Annotated in this window: 12 protein-coding genes; 10 read left to right on the forward strand and 2 right to left on the reverse strand. The window is 58.3% G+C overall.

Annotated features, from left to right (window positions below):
* Window positions 1-9: 9 nt before the first annotated feature.
* Together rfbB and rfbD are read left to right on the forward strand one after the other, a co-directional pair.
* Window positions 10-1,107 (forward strand): dTDP-glucose 4,6-dehydratase, encoded by a 1,098-nt coding sequence (gene rfbB / locus DH08_RS34685; protein WP_192183693.1) that lies wholly within the window; start codon window positions 10-12, stop codon window positions 1,105-1,107.
* Window positions 1,104-2,012, forward strand: a complete 909-nt coding sequence (gene rfbD, locus DH08_RS34690; RefSeq protein ID WP_192183694.1) for a dTDP-4-dehydrorhamnose reductase — start codon at window positions 1,104-1,106, stop codon at window positions 2,010-2,012. Before rfbB ends, rfbD begins: the two co-directional genes overlap by 4 nt.
* A gap of 60 nt (window positions 2,013-2,072) precedes the next feature.
* On the opposite strand, the gene DH08_RS34695 is transcribed toward rfbD, so the two are convergent.
* Entirely contained in the window at window positions 2,073-2,816 is a 744-nt protein-coding gene (locus DH08_RS34695; RefSeq protein ID WP_192183695.1) for an ABC transporter ATP-binding protein, read from the reverse strand.
* Window positions 2,817-2,820: 4 nt separating this feature from the next.
* Window positions 2,821-3,633: an ABC transporter permease gene (locus DH08_RS34700; RefSeq protein ID WP_246801221.1), complete on the reverse strand. Its 813-nt coding sequence runs from the start codon at window positions 3,631-3,633 to the stop codon at window positions 2,821-2,823.
* A 405-nt stretch (window positions 3,634-4,038) separates the two neighbouring features.
* Between DH08_RS34700 and DH08_RS34705 the strand changes: the two genes are divergently transcribed.
* The 8 genes from DH08_RS34705 (at window position 4,039) to DH08_RS34740 (ending at window position 16,434) form a co-directional block, all read left to right on the forward strand.
* Window positions 4,039-8,622 (forward strand): glycosyltransferase, encoded by a 4,584-nt coding sequence (locus DH08_RS34705; protein ID WP_192183696.1) that lies wholly within the window; start codon window positions 4,039-4,041, stop codon window positions 8,620-8,622.
* 42 nt (window positions 8,623-8,664) lie between these two features.
* Entirely contained in the window at window positions 8,665-9,435 is a 771-nt protein-coding gene (rfbF, locus tag DH08_RS34710; RefSeq protein WP_192183697.1) for a glucose-1-phosphate cytidylyltransferase, read from the forward strand.
* Complete coding sequence (gene rfbG / locus DH08_RS34715; RefSeq protein WP_192183698.1) at window positions 9,432-10,508, forward strand: CDP-glucose 4,6-dehydratase; 1,077 nt, start codon at window positions 9,432-9,434, stop codon at window positions 10,506-10,508. The genes rfbF and rfbG overlap by 4 nt, the downstream gene beginning before the upstream one ends.
* Window positions 10,505-11,068, forward strand: coding sequence for a dTDP-4-dehydrorhamnose 3,5-epimerase (gene rfbC / locus DH08_RS34720; RefSeq protein WP_192183699.1), 564 nt, complete (start codon window positions 10,505-10,507; stop codon window positions 11,066-11,068). The genes rfbG and rfbC overlap by 4 nt, the downstream gene beginning before the upstream one ends.
* Window positions 11,065-12,291, forward strand: a complete 1,227-nt coding sequence (locus DH08_RS34725; RefSeq protein WP_192183700.1) for a class I SAM-dependent methyltransferase — start codon at window positions 11,065-11,067, stop codon at window positions 12,289-12,291. Before rfbC ends, DH08_RS34725 begins: the two co-directional genes overlap by 4 nt.
* Window positions 12,291-13,181 (forward strand): NAD-dependent epimerase/dehydratase family protein, encoded by an 891-nt coding sequence (locus DH08_RS34730; RefSeq protein WP_192183701.1) that lies wholly within the window; start codon window positions 12,291-12,293, stop codon window positions 13,179-13,181. Before DH08_RS34725 ends, DH08_RS34730 begins: the two co-directional genes overlap by 1 nt.
* 252 nt (window positions 13,182-13,433) lie before the next feature.
* The gene (locus DH08_RS34735) at window positions 13,434-15,422 is read left to right on the forward strand and encodes a nucleoside-diphosphate sugar epimerase/dehydratase (RefSeq protein ID WP_192183702.1); all 1,989 of its coding nucleotides are present in this window, start codon (window positions 13,434-13,436) and stop codon (window positions 15,420-15,422) included.
* A 100-nt stretch (window positions 15,423-15,522) separates the two neighbouring features.
* Entirely contained in the window at window positions 15,523-16,434 is a 912-nt protein-coding gene (locus DH08_RS34740) for a glycosyltransferase family 2 protein (protein WP_345892490.1), read from the forward strand.
* Window positions 16,435-16,436: the final 2 nt, after the last annotated feature.

Consider the following 16,436-nt stretch of genomic DNA (forward strand, 5'->3'; position numbering starts at 1 on the left):
GAGAGCGGCATGAATTTCCTGGTGACTGGCGGCGCCGGCTTCATCGGCTCGGCGGTGTGCCGGCATTTGTGCGCCAATCCGGCCTACCGGGTGACCAATCTCGACAAGCTCACCTATGCCGGCAACCTCGCCTCGCTGCGGCCGATCGAGAATGCGCACAATTACCGCTTCGAGCAGGCCGACATTTGCGACGAGCGGGCGGTGCTCGACATATTGCGCCGCGACGACATCGACATCGTCATGAACCTCGCCGCCGAGAGCCATGTCGACCGCTCGATCGACGGTCCAGGCACCTTCATCGAGACCAATATCGTCGGCACCTACCGGATGCTGAATACGACCCTGGAATACTGGCGCGGCCTGCCGGAGGACCGCAAGACCCGCTTCCGCTTCCACCATGTCTCGACCGACGAGGTGTTCGGCGATCTTCCCTTCGACGGCGGCATGTTCGTCGAGGAGACGCCCTATGCGCCGTCCTCGCCATACTCCGCCTCCAAGGCGGCGTCGGACCATCTGGTGCGCGCCTGGCATGAGACCTATGGCCTGCCGGTCGTGCTTTCCAACTGCTCGAACAATTACGGGCCCTATCATTTTCCCGAAAAGCTCATTCCGCTGGTCATTCTGAACGCGCTCGACGAAAAGCCGCTGCCGGTCTACGGCGCCGGCGCCAATGTGCGCGACTGGCTGTTCGTCGAGGATCACGCGCGCGCGCTCGAGCTTGTCGCGACCAAGGGGCAAGCGGGCGAGAGCTACAATGTCGGCGGCAATTCCGAGCGCACCAATCTGAGCGTCGTCGAGACCATCTGCGATCTTCTCGACCTGAGAAGGCCGCGCGCCGGCGGCAAGCGCTACCGCGACCTGATCTCCTTCGTCACAGACCGCCCCGGCCACGACCGCCGCTATGCCATCGACGCCTCCAAGATAAGTCGTGACCTCGGCTGGTCGCCAAAGGAGAATTTCGACAGCGGCCTGGCAAGGACGGTCGACTGGTTCCTCGACAACAAATGGTGGTGGGGACCGATTCGCGAACAGCGCTATGCCGGCGAGCGGCTGGGCCAGAGCCCGGTTGAAGACAGCCCGGCTGAAGACAGGAAGGGCGCGGCGTGAGGCTTGTCGTCACCGGACGCGAGGGCCAGGTCGCTACCAGCCTGAGCGAGGTGGCGCGCGCGGTCACGGGCGTGGAGGTGATCGCCGTCGGCCGGCCGGCGCTCGACCTGGCGCGGCCCGAGACCGTATTCGAGGCGCTGGCGGCGGCAGGTCCGGACATCATCGTTTCGGCCGCTGCCTACACCGCTGTCGACCAGGCCGAGGACGAGCCTGACCTGGCCTTCACCGTGAACGCCGTTGGCGCGGGCAAGGTGGCGGAGGCAGCGGCACGCCTCGGTGTTCCTGTGATCCACCTGTCGACCGACTATGTTTTCGACGGCGCAAAGGACAGCGCTTATGTCGAGACCGACGCGAGCGCGCCGCTCGGCGTCTACGGCGCCTCCAACCTTGCCGGCGAGAAAGCCGTGGCGGCGGCCAATCCGCGCCACCTCATCCTGCGCACGGCCTGGGTCTACAGCCCCTTCGGCAGGAATTTCGTCAAGACCATGCTCAGGCTTGCCGCCGATCGTGACGAGATTTCGGTGGTAGCCGACCAATGGGGAAATCCAACCTCGGCACTCGACATCGCCGACGCCGTTGTGCATGCGGCGGCGATGCTGCAGGGCGACAGCAACTTTGCCGCCTACGGCCTCTATCACCTGGCGGGCAGCGGGGAGACGAACTGGAGTGGCTTTGCCCGCCAGATCATGGACACAAGCCAGGCGTCTGGCGGCCCTCATGCGCGGGTACGCGACATCGCGACCAGTGACTATCCGACCAAGGCAAAGCGCCCGGCCAATTCGCGGCTTTCCAGCGCGAAATTCGCGGCCACGTTTGGATGGACCGCGCCTGCGTGGCGCGGGTCGACGGAGAAGGTGGTGCGTCGGCTGATGGGTGGCGAGACGAGGCAGGCATTGGGCGCGTGAACGAGTTCGGTCGTTCGAGGATCGCACCTCAGGAGGCGGCGAAAGCTGACGCCGCGACCGCTATCGGCCGAAATACTCATCCGCAATCGCTTTAGCCGGGCCATCCATTCTTACCCGGCCGTGCTCCAGCCAAATTAATCGATCGCAATTCCCTAGCAGCAATTCCCTCGAATGGCTGGCCAAGATCAGGATCTTGGTCGAGCTCACGATCTCGTTGAGCCGTTGTCTTGCTCGATCCTTGAAGTCTTCATCGCCTGTCGAGAGCCACTCGTCCATGATCAGAATTTCGGGTCGGATTGAAGTTGAAGTCGCGAAAGCCAACCGAAGCTGCATCCCTGAGGAATAGGTACGGAAGGGCATGTCCAAGAAGTCTCCAAGCCCTGAGAACTCGGCAATTTCATCGTATCTCGAGCTAAGTTCCTTCGTCGTCATGCCCATCATTGCGGCCCGCAATTTGATATTTTCTCGCCCTGTAGCTTCGGGGTCTATGCCAAGCCCAATGTTGATAAGCGAGACGCATTCGCCGTCGATTGCCGCGCTTCCCGAGGTCGGCGCGTAGATGCCTGAAAGCAATCGAAGCAGCGTCGTCTTGCCGGAACCGTTGTGGCCGACAAGCCCTACTCGTTCGCCCTCATGGATTGCGAGGTCAATCTCGTCGAGACCTTTCACGACGACCAGCCCGTCGAATCGTCTTTCGATGGCGCCGCCGGTCGCAACCTTCAGAACCCGATTCTTCAAAGACCGGCTCGCAGCGTTGTAAACGGGAAAGGAGACCGAGGCCTTATCTAGGTGAATCTTAGCCATGCAATTACAACCAGTACGGGATGCGCTTGCGATAACGGCCGAACAGCCACAACGCGAACAGCCAACCAACGGCTAACATCGCTATTGCGTAAAGCCAGGTGACAGGTGACGGAATCTGGCCGAGCAACGGACCGCGGATCAGCGTAATCAGATGGTAAAATGGATTCAAATCGAAAAGGTACTGAGGCATACCCACCGGCAATGTCTTCGTCTGCCAGATGATTGGGGTCAGATAGAAAATCACTTGAAGAAAGTTTTGCATCACCTGCGTCATATCGCGGAAGCGTGCGCAAATTGTCGCAAGGACAAGCATCATCCACAGAAGGTTTAGCGAGACGAGTATGAACCCAGGCAGGGCTAGTATCGCGACCCATGAAATAGGTGCCGTTACAATAACCAGCACGACGGGTATGACCACCAAATTATGCGCAAACACTATTGTATTGCGCCAAAGTGTCCTCATCACATGAGTGAACAAAGGCATTCGGACTTGGAGGATGATGCCTTCGGCGCCTATGAAGCTGGTGCAGCCATCGCTTAGACAAGAGGAGATAAAACCCCAGACAATCAGGCCGCATCCGACAAACGGAAGGAACTCTTGCATCGGCGTTCGAAAAAGATTGCCGAAAATAAGTCCCAGGGCACCGATCATCACGCCCATGTTGATGGTGAGCCAGAATGCCCCGATCCGTGAACGGCGATAGCGCTGGGCGACATCTTGCCAGCCAAACGTCGTCGCCAGATGGTGTTTCTTGATGGCCTCGCTTATGTCCGTGACGGCGTCGGGGAAAGTCATAACTGTCATTTCATCGGCCAATTCAGGGAAACCCGGTGACGCTCAAACCAAACTCAGGCGTCTCCACGACTCGCGATAGAGCACACGTCATTCGTTCTGAGGGATTGTCGCCAGCATCGTGCCTCTCACTGGGGCCAAGAACCATCAAATCTGGTTGATACGATGCGCATCATGCCAACAGGACCGGCGTCAACCTACCTCAATTACCAGCCGACCCATCCTTATTCGGCGACTTTGGGCGGCCATGGCCACCCTGGAAGCAAGCTATTGCTTCTGGTCAGCCGGTCCTCTATCACGGCGCCGAATTCAAATGCAAGGATTCATAACCCCGCAGGAGAGCGTGGGCTGTTGAGGGAGCTGCTGGCGGTCAAGGCCACCGAAAACAGCTGGAAAATCCCAAAAGACGGTGAATCGCGAAGATGCTGAATGACGCAAAGACCGCTCAATGAGCTATTTGACGCACACCGTGGCAAAGTGTCAGATAAGTGGGAACACTACCTCAACGTGTACGAAAGGCTCTTCGAGCCGCTGCGCCAAAAGCCGCTTCGTCTGCTCGAAATCGGTGTGCAGAATGGCGGCTCGCTCGAGATTTGGGCTAAATATTTCAAGCATGCCCGGGAGATAACGGGCGTCGACATCGACCAAGCAGTCGGCCGACTGACATTCGACGACGAACGCATCAGTGCGATAGTTGCCGACGCCACGAATCCCGAATGGAGCGCCACACTTAGGGCAACGCTCGACATCGTGATCGACGACGGTTCGCACCGGTCAGGCGACATGATCAAATCGTTCCTGCTGCTGTTTCCGAAGCTGGCGCGAGACGGAATCTACGTCGTGGAGGACATGCACGCCAGCTACTTCCCGGAGCTCCAAGGGGGGCTCTTCACGCCTGGCTCGGCGATGTCCTTCTTCAAGCGCCTCGCCGATGTCGTCAATCATGAACATTGGGATGTGGATCAACAATCATGGGAACTCGTCATTCCCATCCTCAATCACCACGATATTGGCCCGACTGACCTCACGTGGCTCGCGACGATCGATTCGATAGAGTTCACAAACTCCTGCGTCATTTTGCGCAAGGGACTGCCAGAAGACAATCGACTGGGGAGGGAGCGCATTCGCGGCGAGATTGAACAGGTTGTGCCTGGTCGATTGCCATATGATGGTCAGATGTATGAGCGGGCACATTTCTCTGCCGGGGCTTCCCTCACGGCGAGAACGGTTCATCCCGAGGATTCAATCGCGAATCTCGAGGCGGAAGTCGTTCATCTTGGCGAGAAGATGCAGAGGTTCAGTGAGGAAGTGCAGGGCATCCGCGAGCGGCTCTCGTCAGCGGAAGACGAATTGTCGGGATCGCTGGAAGCAAGAGCGAAACTGCAGGAGGCGCTCGCAAGCGCCGAGGACACTATCAAGGCGCTGAAAAGCGAGCTTCATTCATACCGGGGAGAGGTCGCTGCGCTGCGGACCTCAACCAGTTGGCGAATAACCAGGCCGCTAAGAGCAGTCCGAGTGATCGCTAGAAAGATGGCTCGCTCGCTTGGTTCTGCTCGCCGTTTGATCTCCAGGCAAGCGCGAGCGATTCAGGTGTTGATAGCGTCTCGCAAGACGGTCCGCCTTGCCAGGACCATGCACCGGCGCGCCGGTGGCGTGCGACCCCTGTTGAAGATAGGCTGGATTGTGCTGCGGCACGAGGGCATACCGGGCCTATGGTCGAGATTGAGCCGTGCCGCCAACGCCAATTCACCCGGCGACGCCTGGCACAGAGATGTTGTTCGCCGCAGCATCTGGCGCCAGATGAATGGCAACGCCTCATCCGTTCTCGGCAAGCACATTGTCCCTGATTTTCGGCAAGTAAGCGATTTCGCCGACAGCCGTCACGATCCTGAAGAACTCCTCTTCTCGATTCTGACGCCGGTCTTCAACACGGACGACGGCGCACTGCGGGCGATGCTCGATTCGGTGGCGGACCAGTCGTTTGGGATTTGGGAACACATTCTCGTTGATGACGGGTCCACCGATTCCAATGTCGTACGAACATTGAAGGAATATGCCGCCGCGGACCCTCGGTTTGCCGTCGTGGAATGCGACAGAAATCATGGAATTTCGGAAGCAACGAACGAGGCTTTGCGGCGCGCTCGCGGCAAATATGTCGTCCTGCTGGACCATGACGACACTCTACACCCTGATGCCTTGCTCGAGAATGCGCGCGTCATCGGTGCCTACCCGGAAGTCGATCTGATCTACAGCGACGAGGACAAGACCAACTCGGACGGCGAGTTCTATGCGCCGTACTTCAAGCCTGATTGGTCGCCAGTGCATCTGTTAACAAGGATGTGCACAGGGCACCTCTCAGTTTATCGCAAGGATTTTGTGAACACCGTAGGAGGTTTTCGGCCGGAGTTTGACGGGACGCAAGATTACGATCTTGCGCTGCGTGTTGCGGAAAAAACCTCAAAAGTCGTCCATATACCAAAGGTATTGTATCATTGGCGCGTTGGAGCCACCAGCACTGCCGGTGATCTCGATGCCAAGGCAGGAATACTGGAAAGACAAAAGGAAGCGCTTGAAGATTGCTTTAAGCGCAGGGGTATTGAAGGGAGCATTCACGCCACCAACTACCCGGGCAATTGGAGGCCTGTTCCCGACATACCCAACCCTGCTCCCTTGGTCTCCATTGTGATTCCAACGGCTGGCAGAGATGGCGTCATTCGTGGCCGGAGTACAAATATCCTGCAGAATTGCTTGGACAGTCTCGCACGGTGCACATACCCGAACTTCGAAATCGTGGTCTCGTGCAACGAGCCGCTTCCAGCTGCAGCGCAGGAGGCCCTGCAACGTTTTCCGCGGCACAAGCTTGTTCGATATGAAAGCCCGGTTTTCAATCTCGCCGAAAAGATCAACAAAGCAGCGCGAATGGCCCAAGGAGAATACCTTGTGCTGTTGAATGATGACATCGAAGTCAAGACACCGGACTGGATCGAGAGCATGGTACGCATCTGTGCCCTCGATGGCGTCGGATGCGTTGGTGCGAAGCTTCTGTTCGAGAACAACACGATTCAGCATGCAGGCGTGGTGTTTCAGGATTCCGGCCCTACGCATGCCATGATCGGCCGCCCCGCTCGTGAGTATGGTCCCAATTTGGAGGCCTATCTGACTCGCGAAGTCGTCGCTGTGACTGGAGCTTGCTTAATGGTCGGATCCCGGTTGTTTTGGGAACTGAACGGCTTCGATGAAAGCTTCCCGCTCAACTACAATGACCTAGATTTCTGTTTGCGCCTGCGCGACCTGGGACACAGCGTTGTGCAGGAACCGTCGGCTGTACTCTATCATTTCGAGTCTCTGTCCAAGGAAGGGACGTTCTCGACGGAATTGGATCGCTTCATTGCTCGCTGGGGCGAAATCGACGATCCGTACTACAACGTCAATTTCGATCGCTCCAAGCCATGGTTCAATCCGAAGCCGGGCTGGAACTGGCGCGATCTTCCGTCGGAGGACTATCAAGCCTGGCTCGACCGGAGGGTGGCCGCGCGCATGCCGGACACACTAGGCCCGAGTCGAACTGAAGAACTCACCCTATCGGTGGTTACCTCGGCCTATAATACCGAACGCCGGTTCCTCCTTGAGCTTGCTCAATGCGTCAACAACCAGAGCCATCAAAAGTTGGAGTGGATTCTGGTCGACAACGGATCAACCGATCCTGACACGGTTGCGACGCTTCAGGAAGTTGCCTCGACAAGCAATCGCGCTACCCTTGTCCGGGTGGAAAAGAACAAGGGTATTTTAGGCGGTATGCGGGTTGGTCTCGAAAACGCGACAGGCGACTACATCCTGCCGATGGATTCCGATGACCTCATTACCTCCGATGCCATGGCACTGATCTCCACCTTTCTGATCGACCACGGTCGTCCGGAATTGGTTTATTCAGACGAAGACAAATGCGGTGTGTATTCCTCGCGCTCCAGTCCCTTCATGAAGAGAGATTGGGATCCCATCATGTTCTACGGTTGCTGCTACGTGGCGCACATGTGTGCGATCCGTCGAGACGTGGCGCTGAGACTGGAAGCGTACACGGACGACAAGGCGGATGGTTGTCACGATTGGGATACCTTCTTGAGGTTTATCCGTGATGGGGCCACTCCGATTCATATGAACGAAATTATCTATTCCTGGCGCATACACTCCCAATCGACGGCCTCAGCTGACGCGTCGGTAAAGCCTTTTACACTCACTTCGCAAAGCCACGTTCTGACGCAGCATCTCGAGCTAACGGGGCTCGCTGACCGGGTTGAAATCGTCGAAAACGCGCTGTTTGGCCACGCCGGCATGTGGCGGCTCCGGCGCAAGGCTGGCGAACTGCCAGGAACGCTCGTGATCGCAACCCGCCAAAGCGGAGCTGACGGCAAGGTCGAGGGCTCTGTGAGCACCGTATCCGAGCTGATGGACGTCATTCGCGCAAAGTCGAGCGACTATGAATACATCGCGGTTGTGGATTCGGCGCTCGCGATCGACGCCGCTGACTGGGTTTCCGAGGCAATTGGGCTGTGTGAGGTTCAGGATGACGTCGCCTTCGTCGGCGGCACCCTGCACTCTGATAGCGCGACCATGCTCTGGACCGGAGGCTATCGCACTTACCGCAATGGCGAGATATGCCCCTACCATGGCCGCCCTTCATACCATTCGGGCTATCATGGAGAGGTCTTTTTGCAGCGCAGTGTTGACACTTTCACGCCGATGTTTTGGTTGGCTCCCGCCAAGCGCCTGGAGGATCTCTTGAGAGAGCTGCCGGCTGACCTATCGTTTGCAGAACTTTCCGGCATCCTCGCGGTCGAAGCTGCCAGGAACGGATATCGGACCGTCGTTTCGCCATTCATGAAGGCGGTTGTGCGAGGCTCCGTCGGGGAGCTACCCTATCATCCGGTGGTCAAGCATCCGTTCCCCGATGGCAAGGCATACTATCCATCGAGGATGTCGCCAACAGCAGCTTGGGAAATAGGGCCAGCAAACTAGGCGCTCGCAGTCGACGCCTTCCCGGATCTATGGAGCTTATGAATGAAAGCGGTGATACTCGCCGGCGGACTCGGTACACGATTGGCGGAAGAGACGTCTATTCGACCCAAGCCATTGGTAGAAATTGGCGGCCGACCGATTCTTTGGCATATTATGAAGAGTTATTCGGCACACGGTATAAATGAATTTATAGTTTGTTGCGGTTATAAAGGATATATGATCAAGGAATATTTTGCAAATTACTTCCTGCATATGTGTGACGTAACTTTTGACATTGCAAAAAACCAGATGGTAACTCATCAGAGTCGAGCCGAGGATTGGAAGGTTACGCTTATTGACACTGGAGATAGCACCATGACGGGAGGACGCCTTCGTCGCGTGCGTGAATACATAGGCGATGAGACTTTCTGCTTCACCTATGGCGACGGCGTTGGTGACATAGACATTGCGGCAACCATTGAGTTTCATCGTCATCACGGCAAACTCGCAACGCTTACGGCCGCGACACCGCCCGGCCGCTTCGGCGCGCTTAACCTGGACGGTGATGACGTCAAATCATTTCAGGAAAAACCAAAGGCCGATGGGGGAGTGATCAACGCAGGGTTCTTCGTATTGGAGCCGCAAGTGATCGACCGCATCTCCGGCGACGCAACGGTTTGGGAGAGGGAGCCACTCGAGACCCTCGCGTCGGACGGTCAACTTGCTGCCTGGCGCCACAATGGCTTCTGGCAGCCCATGGACACGTTGCGTGATCGCCACCAGCTCGAGGCGTTGTGGGAGGGCGGCAAGGCGCCATGGCGAGTGTGGCAATGACAACCGTCAATCCCAACCCGGACTTCTGGGCCGGCAAAAGAGTTCTTGTTACGGGCCACACCGGCTTCAAGGGCGGCTGGATTTGTATTTGGCTTTCGATGATGGGGGCCAGGATCACCGGCCTCTCGTTGGACCCGGACACCAGCCCATCGCTCTATGACATCGCCGGAGTGAGCACGTTCCTAGATTCAGACTTGCGCTGCGACATTCGCGACGCCGGCAAGCTACGCGACGCAGTTTTGTCGGCAGCGCCCGAAATCGTGCTGCATCTGGCGGCCCAACCGCTGGTGCGCCGCTCATATTCCGACCCGCTTGCAACCTATGCAACGAACGTAATGGGCACGGCACATCTCCTGGAGGCCGTCCGACATACGCCATCCGTCAAGGTGGTCGTCAACGTCACCACCGATAAATGTTACGAGAATCGCGAATGGGTTTGGGCCTATCGCGAGGACGAGGCGATGGGAGGTCACGACCCCTATTCGAGCAGCAAAGGCTGCTCCGAACTTGTGACCGCGGCTTATCGCCGTTCGTTCCTGGCCGCCGCCGGCGTTGGCGTCGCGACTGCCCGTGCCGGCAATGTGATAGGCGGCGGAGACTGGTCGGCAGACAGGTTGGTACCAGATTTTCTACGCGCCATCGACCGCAATGAAACACTCGTCATCCGTTCGCCCGAAGCGACCCGTCCTTGGCAACACGTGCTCGAGCCATTGTCTGGCTATCTGTTGGTGGCCGAAGCATTGTGGCGCGACAATGTCGGCTTCGCCGAAGGCTGGAATTTTGGACCGGACGAGGATGACGCCAAGCCGGTACGCTGGATCGTCGAGACACTGCACGCCTTACGTCCGCAGACGCGCTGGGAGATTTTCGACGGCGAGCGCCCGCACGAGGCAGGTATGCTGACCCTGTCGAGTTCAAAGGCCCGAGTCAGATTGAAATGGCAGCCCCGCTGGAGACTTCGTCGCGCGCTCGAAGAGACGGTTCGATGGCATGACGCCTGGACGCGCGGCCAAGACATGGCTGAGCTGTGTCGGGAACAGATCGGCAGCTATCTGGATAGCCCCGTCCCATGAGCGCGCGTTTTTCCGTCGAGCAAACGCCCCTGACCGGGCTTCTGTTGATTGCGCGGAAGGTCATCGGCGATCACCGCGGCTACTTGGAGCGGTTGTTCTGCACCACCGAGTTTGCCTCTTTCCTCGATGGGCGCAAGATTGCCCAGGTCAATCACACGTTGACACGAAACACCGGAGCGGCACGCGGCATGCATTTTCAGCGTGAGCCCCATCAAGAAACGAAGATCGTGTCGTGTTTGCGCGGCGAGGTCTTCGACGTTGCAGTCGATCTTCGGAAGGGGTCTGCCACATTTGGCAAATGGTATGGCGCTGTTCTAAGCGCCGAAAACCACAACAGTCTCTACATTCCCGAGGGCTTCGCCCATGGCTTTCAGACGCTATGCAGCGATTGCGAGATGCTCTATTTTCACACAGCTCCCTACTCGGCCGAGGCGGAGGACGCCGTCAACATGCTCGATCCCGCATTCGGTATCGAGTGGCCATTGACGATCACTGAGCGCTCAACTCGCGACGAAGGCCATCCTTTCATCACAAGCGCATTCGAGAGTTTGAAGACATGATTTGTAGACACTGCCGTGCACCGGTCACGCAGAGCTTCGTCGACCTAGGCAGCGCCCCCCCTTCGAACGCATATCTAACTGCAGAGGCAATGCGGGGTCCGGAGAAATGGTTTCCGCTCCGCGTTCTCGTTTGCACTCAATGCTGGCTGGTGCAAACAGAGGATTTTGCCAGGTTTGACGAACTATTTGATCAGGAATATGCGTATTTCTCTAGCTTTTCGGCCTCCTGGCTTAGGCATTCCAAACATTATTGTGAGGCAATGACTGCACGGTTCGGCCTCAGCCCCGCTAGCCACGTGGTTGAAGTTGCCGCCAATGACGGCTATCTGTTGCAATATTTCAAGGCAGCCGCCATTCCATGTCTTGGCATCGAACCTACTGAAAGCACTGCTAGAGCAGCGCGCGAAAAGGGGATCGACATAGTCCAGTCGTTTTTCGGCGAGGCACTCGGTCAAAAGCTAGCGAACGAGGGCCTGGGTGCTGACCTTACCGCCGCGAACAATGTGCTCGCTCACGTGCCGGATATCAATGATTTCGTGAAGGGGTTTGCGAGGATCTTGAAACCGAACGGCGTTTCGACTTTCGAATTTCCTTCTCTGCTCAATCTGCGTGATCTCGTCCAGTTCGATACGATTTATCATGAGCATTTCTCCTATCTATCTTTAACCGCAGTAGATCAAATATTCGACGCGAATGGCTTGTCTGTCTTCGATGTTGAAGAGTTGTCGACTCATGGTGGCAGCTTGCGTGTATTCGCGCAGAGGAAAGACACGGGGAAGCGCGAAAAACGCACCTCTGTTGAGGCGATGCTGGAGCGTGAGAGGGCTGCGGGCCTCACTTCTCGCGAAGGTTATGCCGGTTTCCAGGCGAGAACCAATCATGCAAAGAACGCGCTGCTTTCATTTCTCATAGCAGCGCGGGACGACGGAAAGAAGGTCGTCGCCTACGGTGCCGCTGCAAAGGGTAACACATTCCTCAACTACGCCGGTATTCGGCCAGATCTGATAAGCGTTGTCGTGGACCTCAATCCTGCCAAGCAGGGGAAGTTCATGCCAGGAAGCAGGATTCCAATCGCCGGCGAGGAAAAGATCCGCGACGAAAAGCCAGACTACATAGTTATCCTTCCATGGAATCTGTCTGAAGAGATAACCAGCCAACTTGCATACGTCCGCGAATGGGGTGCAAGCTTCGTGACGTCCATACCCGAACTCAAGGTATTTTGATGCGCGTCGCGGTAACAGGCGCGACAGGCTTTATTGGACGTCATGTCCTGGCCGAACTGTGTCGGCGCGGCCATGAAACGACAGCGTGCGTGCGCGACGCTTCGCGCCTGCCGGATGAATTCGTGCAGATGGGGACGGAAGTCCGGCAGATTGCCATAGGCGCTGGCGACGAGCCTGACTGGCCGAGCTTAGGTTCGCCGGACGTGCTTATCCATCTCGCATGGGATGGATTGCCGAACTATCACTCGCTGCACCATTTTGAGAAAGAGTTGCCGGCCCAGTACTCATTCCTCGCTCGACTCGTAAAGACCGGATTGCCCGCGCTAACTGTGACAGGAACTTGCTTCGAATATGGTATGCAATCTGGTGCTCTCGGTGAGGAGACCATATGCTTGCCGAGCAATTGCTACGGATTTGCCAAGAACACCTTATACAAGCAATTGCAATTTCTATCGGCCCAACATAGCTTTAATCTCGTTTGGGCGAGGTTATTTTATCTGTATGGTGACGGTCAGTCCTCCAACTCGCTTCTTTCGCAATTGCGTAATGCGGTTACAGAAAGAAAGAAAGTCTTCGACATGTCCGGCGGTGAGCAGTTACGCGACTATCTGCCGGTGACGACCGTTTCAAGGTTTCTTGCTATACTTGCGACGCTGGGGCAAGACATTGGCCCGATCAACATCTGCTCGGGGAAGCCGATTTCGGTTCGCACGTTGGTTGAGACCTGGATTCGGGAATATGGCTGGAAGATAGACCTCAACCTTGGCCACTATCCCTATCCAGACTATGAGCCGCTGGCCTTCTGGGGAAAGACCGACAAGCTTTCGACTATCATCTCCATAGCCGATGCGGTTCAACCCGCTTCGATGGAAGTATCAAAAGCGCCCTGAGCGCAAATGCCTTTGCCGCTGCCTTCTATGACGGCTGCAGCGGAGCCTGGGCACTGTGGCAGCCCTGCACCCCAGTCTCTTAACCCCACCTCTTTGCGAAAATTCTCTGGCGATGCCCCCAACTCCGCGCTATGCGATAGAGGGCGGCGGGTTGAAGATTTGGCACTCTGATAGGTGGCCGGTGGCGGATGACAGTCGATCTGGCGCCACTTTAGCGCTACTATCTTCGCGCCTGGAGTTCAGTACTGGCCAATGACCTCATACGTAGAAGCCGTGTCCGGACTTCGGCCGAAGATACGGCGCGCCATCATCATGCTTCAGGACATCGTCATGGTCCTGATCGCGATGGTGCTCAGCCTGGTGCTGTCGCGGTCGAATCTTTCGTTCGATACGTTCTCACCTACGGGCCTGGCATTCTGGGCGAGCATTGTCGTTCTCAGCCATTTGCTGTTCAGATATTGCGGCCTCTACAACACCGTGTGGCGGTTCGCCTCGACGCCCGACTTCTTCAACATCCTGAAGGGCTGCGCGACCTTGACTGTGCTGCTCTATAGCGCCTCGCTGGCGTTTCGCGCCTTCCAGCCGGTGATCGGCCTCAACGAGCGCCAGTTCATCGTCTTCTTCCTGGTCTCCTTCACCATCATATCGGCGCCCCGGCTCTACTACCGGTTCCTTCGCGACGGCGCGAGCTGGCGTATCCTCGGCCGCAGCACCAACAACAAGCTGGTCAAGCAGGCACTGTTCATCGGCAGGCTGAGCGAGGCCGACGTGATCATCCGTTTCACGCGCACGGCGCAGCCGGCCGAGTATGCCATCGCCGGCATCATGGCCATCGAGAGCGAGGCGCGGCGGGGCACGCGGATCCAGGGCGTTCCGGTGGTGGCGCTCCGCCCGCGCCTTGTCGAAGTGCTGGAGGAATACACCAAGGGCACCGAGAATCTCGACCTGCTGATTTTCGGCAACGGCGCCGAACGCGAGATCGAGGAGTATTCGGAGCTGGTTCGCGTCGCCCGCCACAGCGGCATTGCCGTCGTTCAGTTCTCCGGCTTCTCGGAGCTCGGGCAGGGCGGCAAGCTGGTCCTCGACGCGGTCGAGATGGAAACGATCCTGCGCCGCTCGACCGTTCCGCCCGACATCGAGCGTATCGGCGCTTTCGTCAGCGGCAAGCGCGTCCTGGTGACGGGGGGGGCCGGCTCCATCGGCCGCATCCTGGTCAAGCGCTCGCTGGAACTCGGCGCCGAGGCCGTTCTGGTCGCCGATATCTCGGAATTCGGCATTTTCCAGCTCGACCAGTCCATCGAGGAAAAGGACCATGATCGGCTGAAGTGCCGCATCATCGATGTCACCGACCGGCGCCAGATGACGCGCGTCGTCAGCGAATTCAAGCCGGCCATCATCTTCCATGCCGCGGCGCTGAAGCACGTGCCGCTGCTCGAGGAGAACTGGGAATCGGCCATTCAGACCAACATTTTCGGAACGCTCGCCTGCGCCGAAGTCGCCGCCAAATGCGGGGTGCCGCAGTTCCTGCTGATTTCGAGCGACAAGGCGGTCGACCCCACCTCGGTGCTCGGCATCACCAAAAGGGCGGCCGAGCAGATCGTCAGTTCCTTGCATGGGACGCATGCCACCGGGCTCGGCGGGCGTCGCTCCGGCACCAAATTCATCGCCGTGCGTTTTGGCAACGTGTTTGGCTCCAACGGCTCCGTGGCCACCATCTTCCAGGCGCAGATCGAGGCGGGTGGCCCAGTCACCATCACCGACCGGCGCATGACGCGCTATTTCATGACCGTGGCCGAGGCCGTCGACCTTGTCATCATGTCGGCCGCGGATTCGGAGCGGCGCGAGGGCAAGGACGACTATGCCATCTATATGCTCGACATGGGCAAGCCCGTGCCGATCCTCGAGGTCGCCGAAACCATGATCCGCATGGCCGGCAAGAGCCCCTACACCGACATTCCAATCCGTTTCACCGGCATCAGGCCCGGCGAGAAGCTGCACGAGACGCTTCAGGGCGAGAACGAGGAGGTCGTCAAGCTCGATATTGCCAAGATTTTCGGCCTGCGGACCGATGTCGTGGAATGGCCCAGGATCCAGGCCGCGCTGACGATGCTGCAGGCGGCAATGCGTGACCAGGACAAGGCGGCGGCACTAGAGGTGCTGGCGGCGCTGTATCAGGCGGAAAAACCAATCGGCGGCGCACCCCAGGAAACCAGACCGAAAACAGTCGGACAAGTCGGCTAGACTCTGTCGCAGATGGCCGTGATTGGCTATTGAAACCAATCCGATAGCCATTTCGGGCAGTTCAGGTGATTCTAAACCCGTGATCAGACAAGACCAGCGCGTGGCCGTTCTGTTGGGCACGAAGGACGGCGCGGCCTTCATCGCCGAGCAGCTGGAGTCGCTGCTCGCGCAGTCGCATCCCCACATAGACCTGTGGGTCTCCGACGACGGTTCCACGGACGGCACGACCGATCTGATCCGCGCGTGGCAGGCCCGCTGGCACAAGGGGCGGCTGACCCTGATGGAAGGACCGCGCCGGGGCTTTGCCGCCAATTTCCGTTCGATGATCGTCGATCCGCGCATCGATGCCGACTGCTACGCCTTTTGCGACCAGGACGACGTCTGGGAGCCCGACCGACTGGAAAGCGCGCTGCGCTGGATCGAGACATTGGATGCGGCGACCCCGCTTCTGTTCTGCTCCAGAACCGCGACCATTTCCGAAACCGGAACCGCCGAAGGCCATTCGCCGCTGTTCGGGCAGCCGCCATCGTTTCGCAATGCCCTCGTACAGAGCATCGCCGGCGGCAACACGATGATGATCAACCGCACCGCGCGTGACCTCCTGGCCAAGGCATCGGCAAGGACGGAGTTCGTCAGCCACGACTGGTGGGCCTACCTGATCGTCACCGCCGCCGGCGGCATTGTCCGCTACGATCCGCGGCCCCTGGTGCGCTACCGCCAGCACGCGGCAAATCTGGTTGGCGCCAATGTCTCCTGGAAGGCGAGGCTTTCCAGGCTCGCGCGCCTGTCCAGGGGCGAGTTTGCCGGCTGGACCGACACCAATCTCGGCGGCCTCGCCGTCAACCGCGATATCCTCACCAAGGATGCGGCGGCCTGCCTCGGCCTGTTCATAAGGGCACGCAGGGGCAATGTCGTTCGCCGCTTGCGCCTGCTGCGCAGGAGCGGCGTCTACCGGCAGACTTTTTTGGGAACGCTTGGGCTTTATCTCGCTTTCCTCTGGCGCCGGATCTAGAG

This window comes from Mesorhizobium amorphae, from assembly GCF_014843845.1.
GTDB classification, from domain to species: Bacteria; Pseudomonadota; Alphaproteobacteria; order Rhizobiales; family Rhizobiaceae; genus Mesorhizobium; species Mesorhizobium amorphae_A.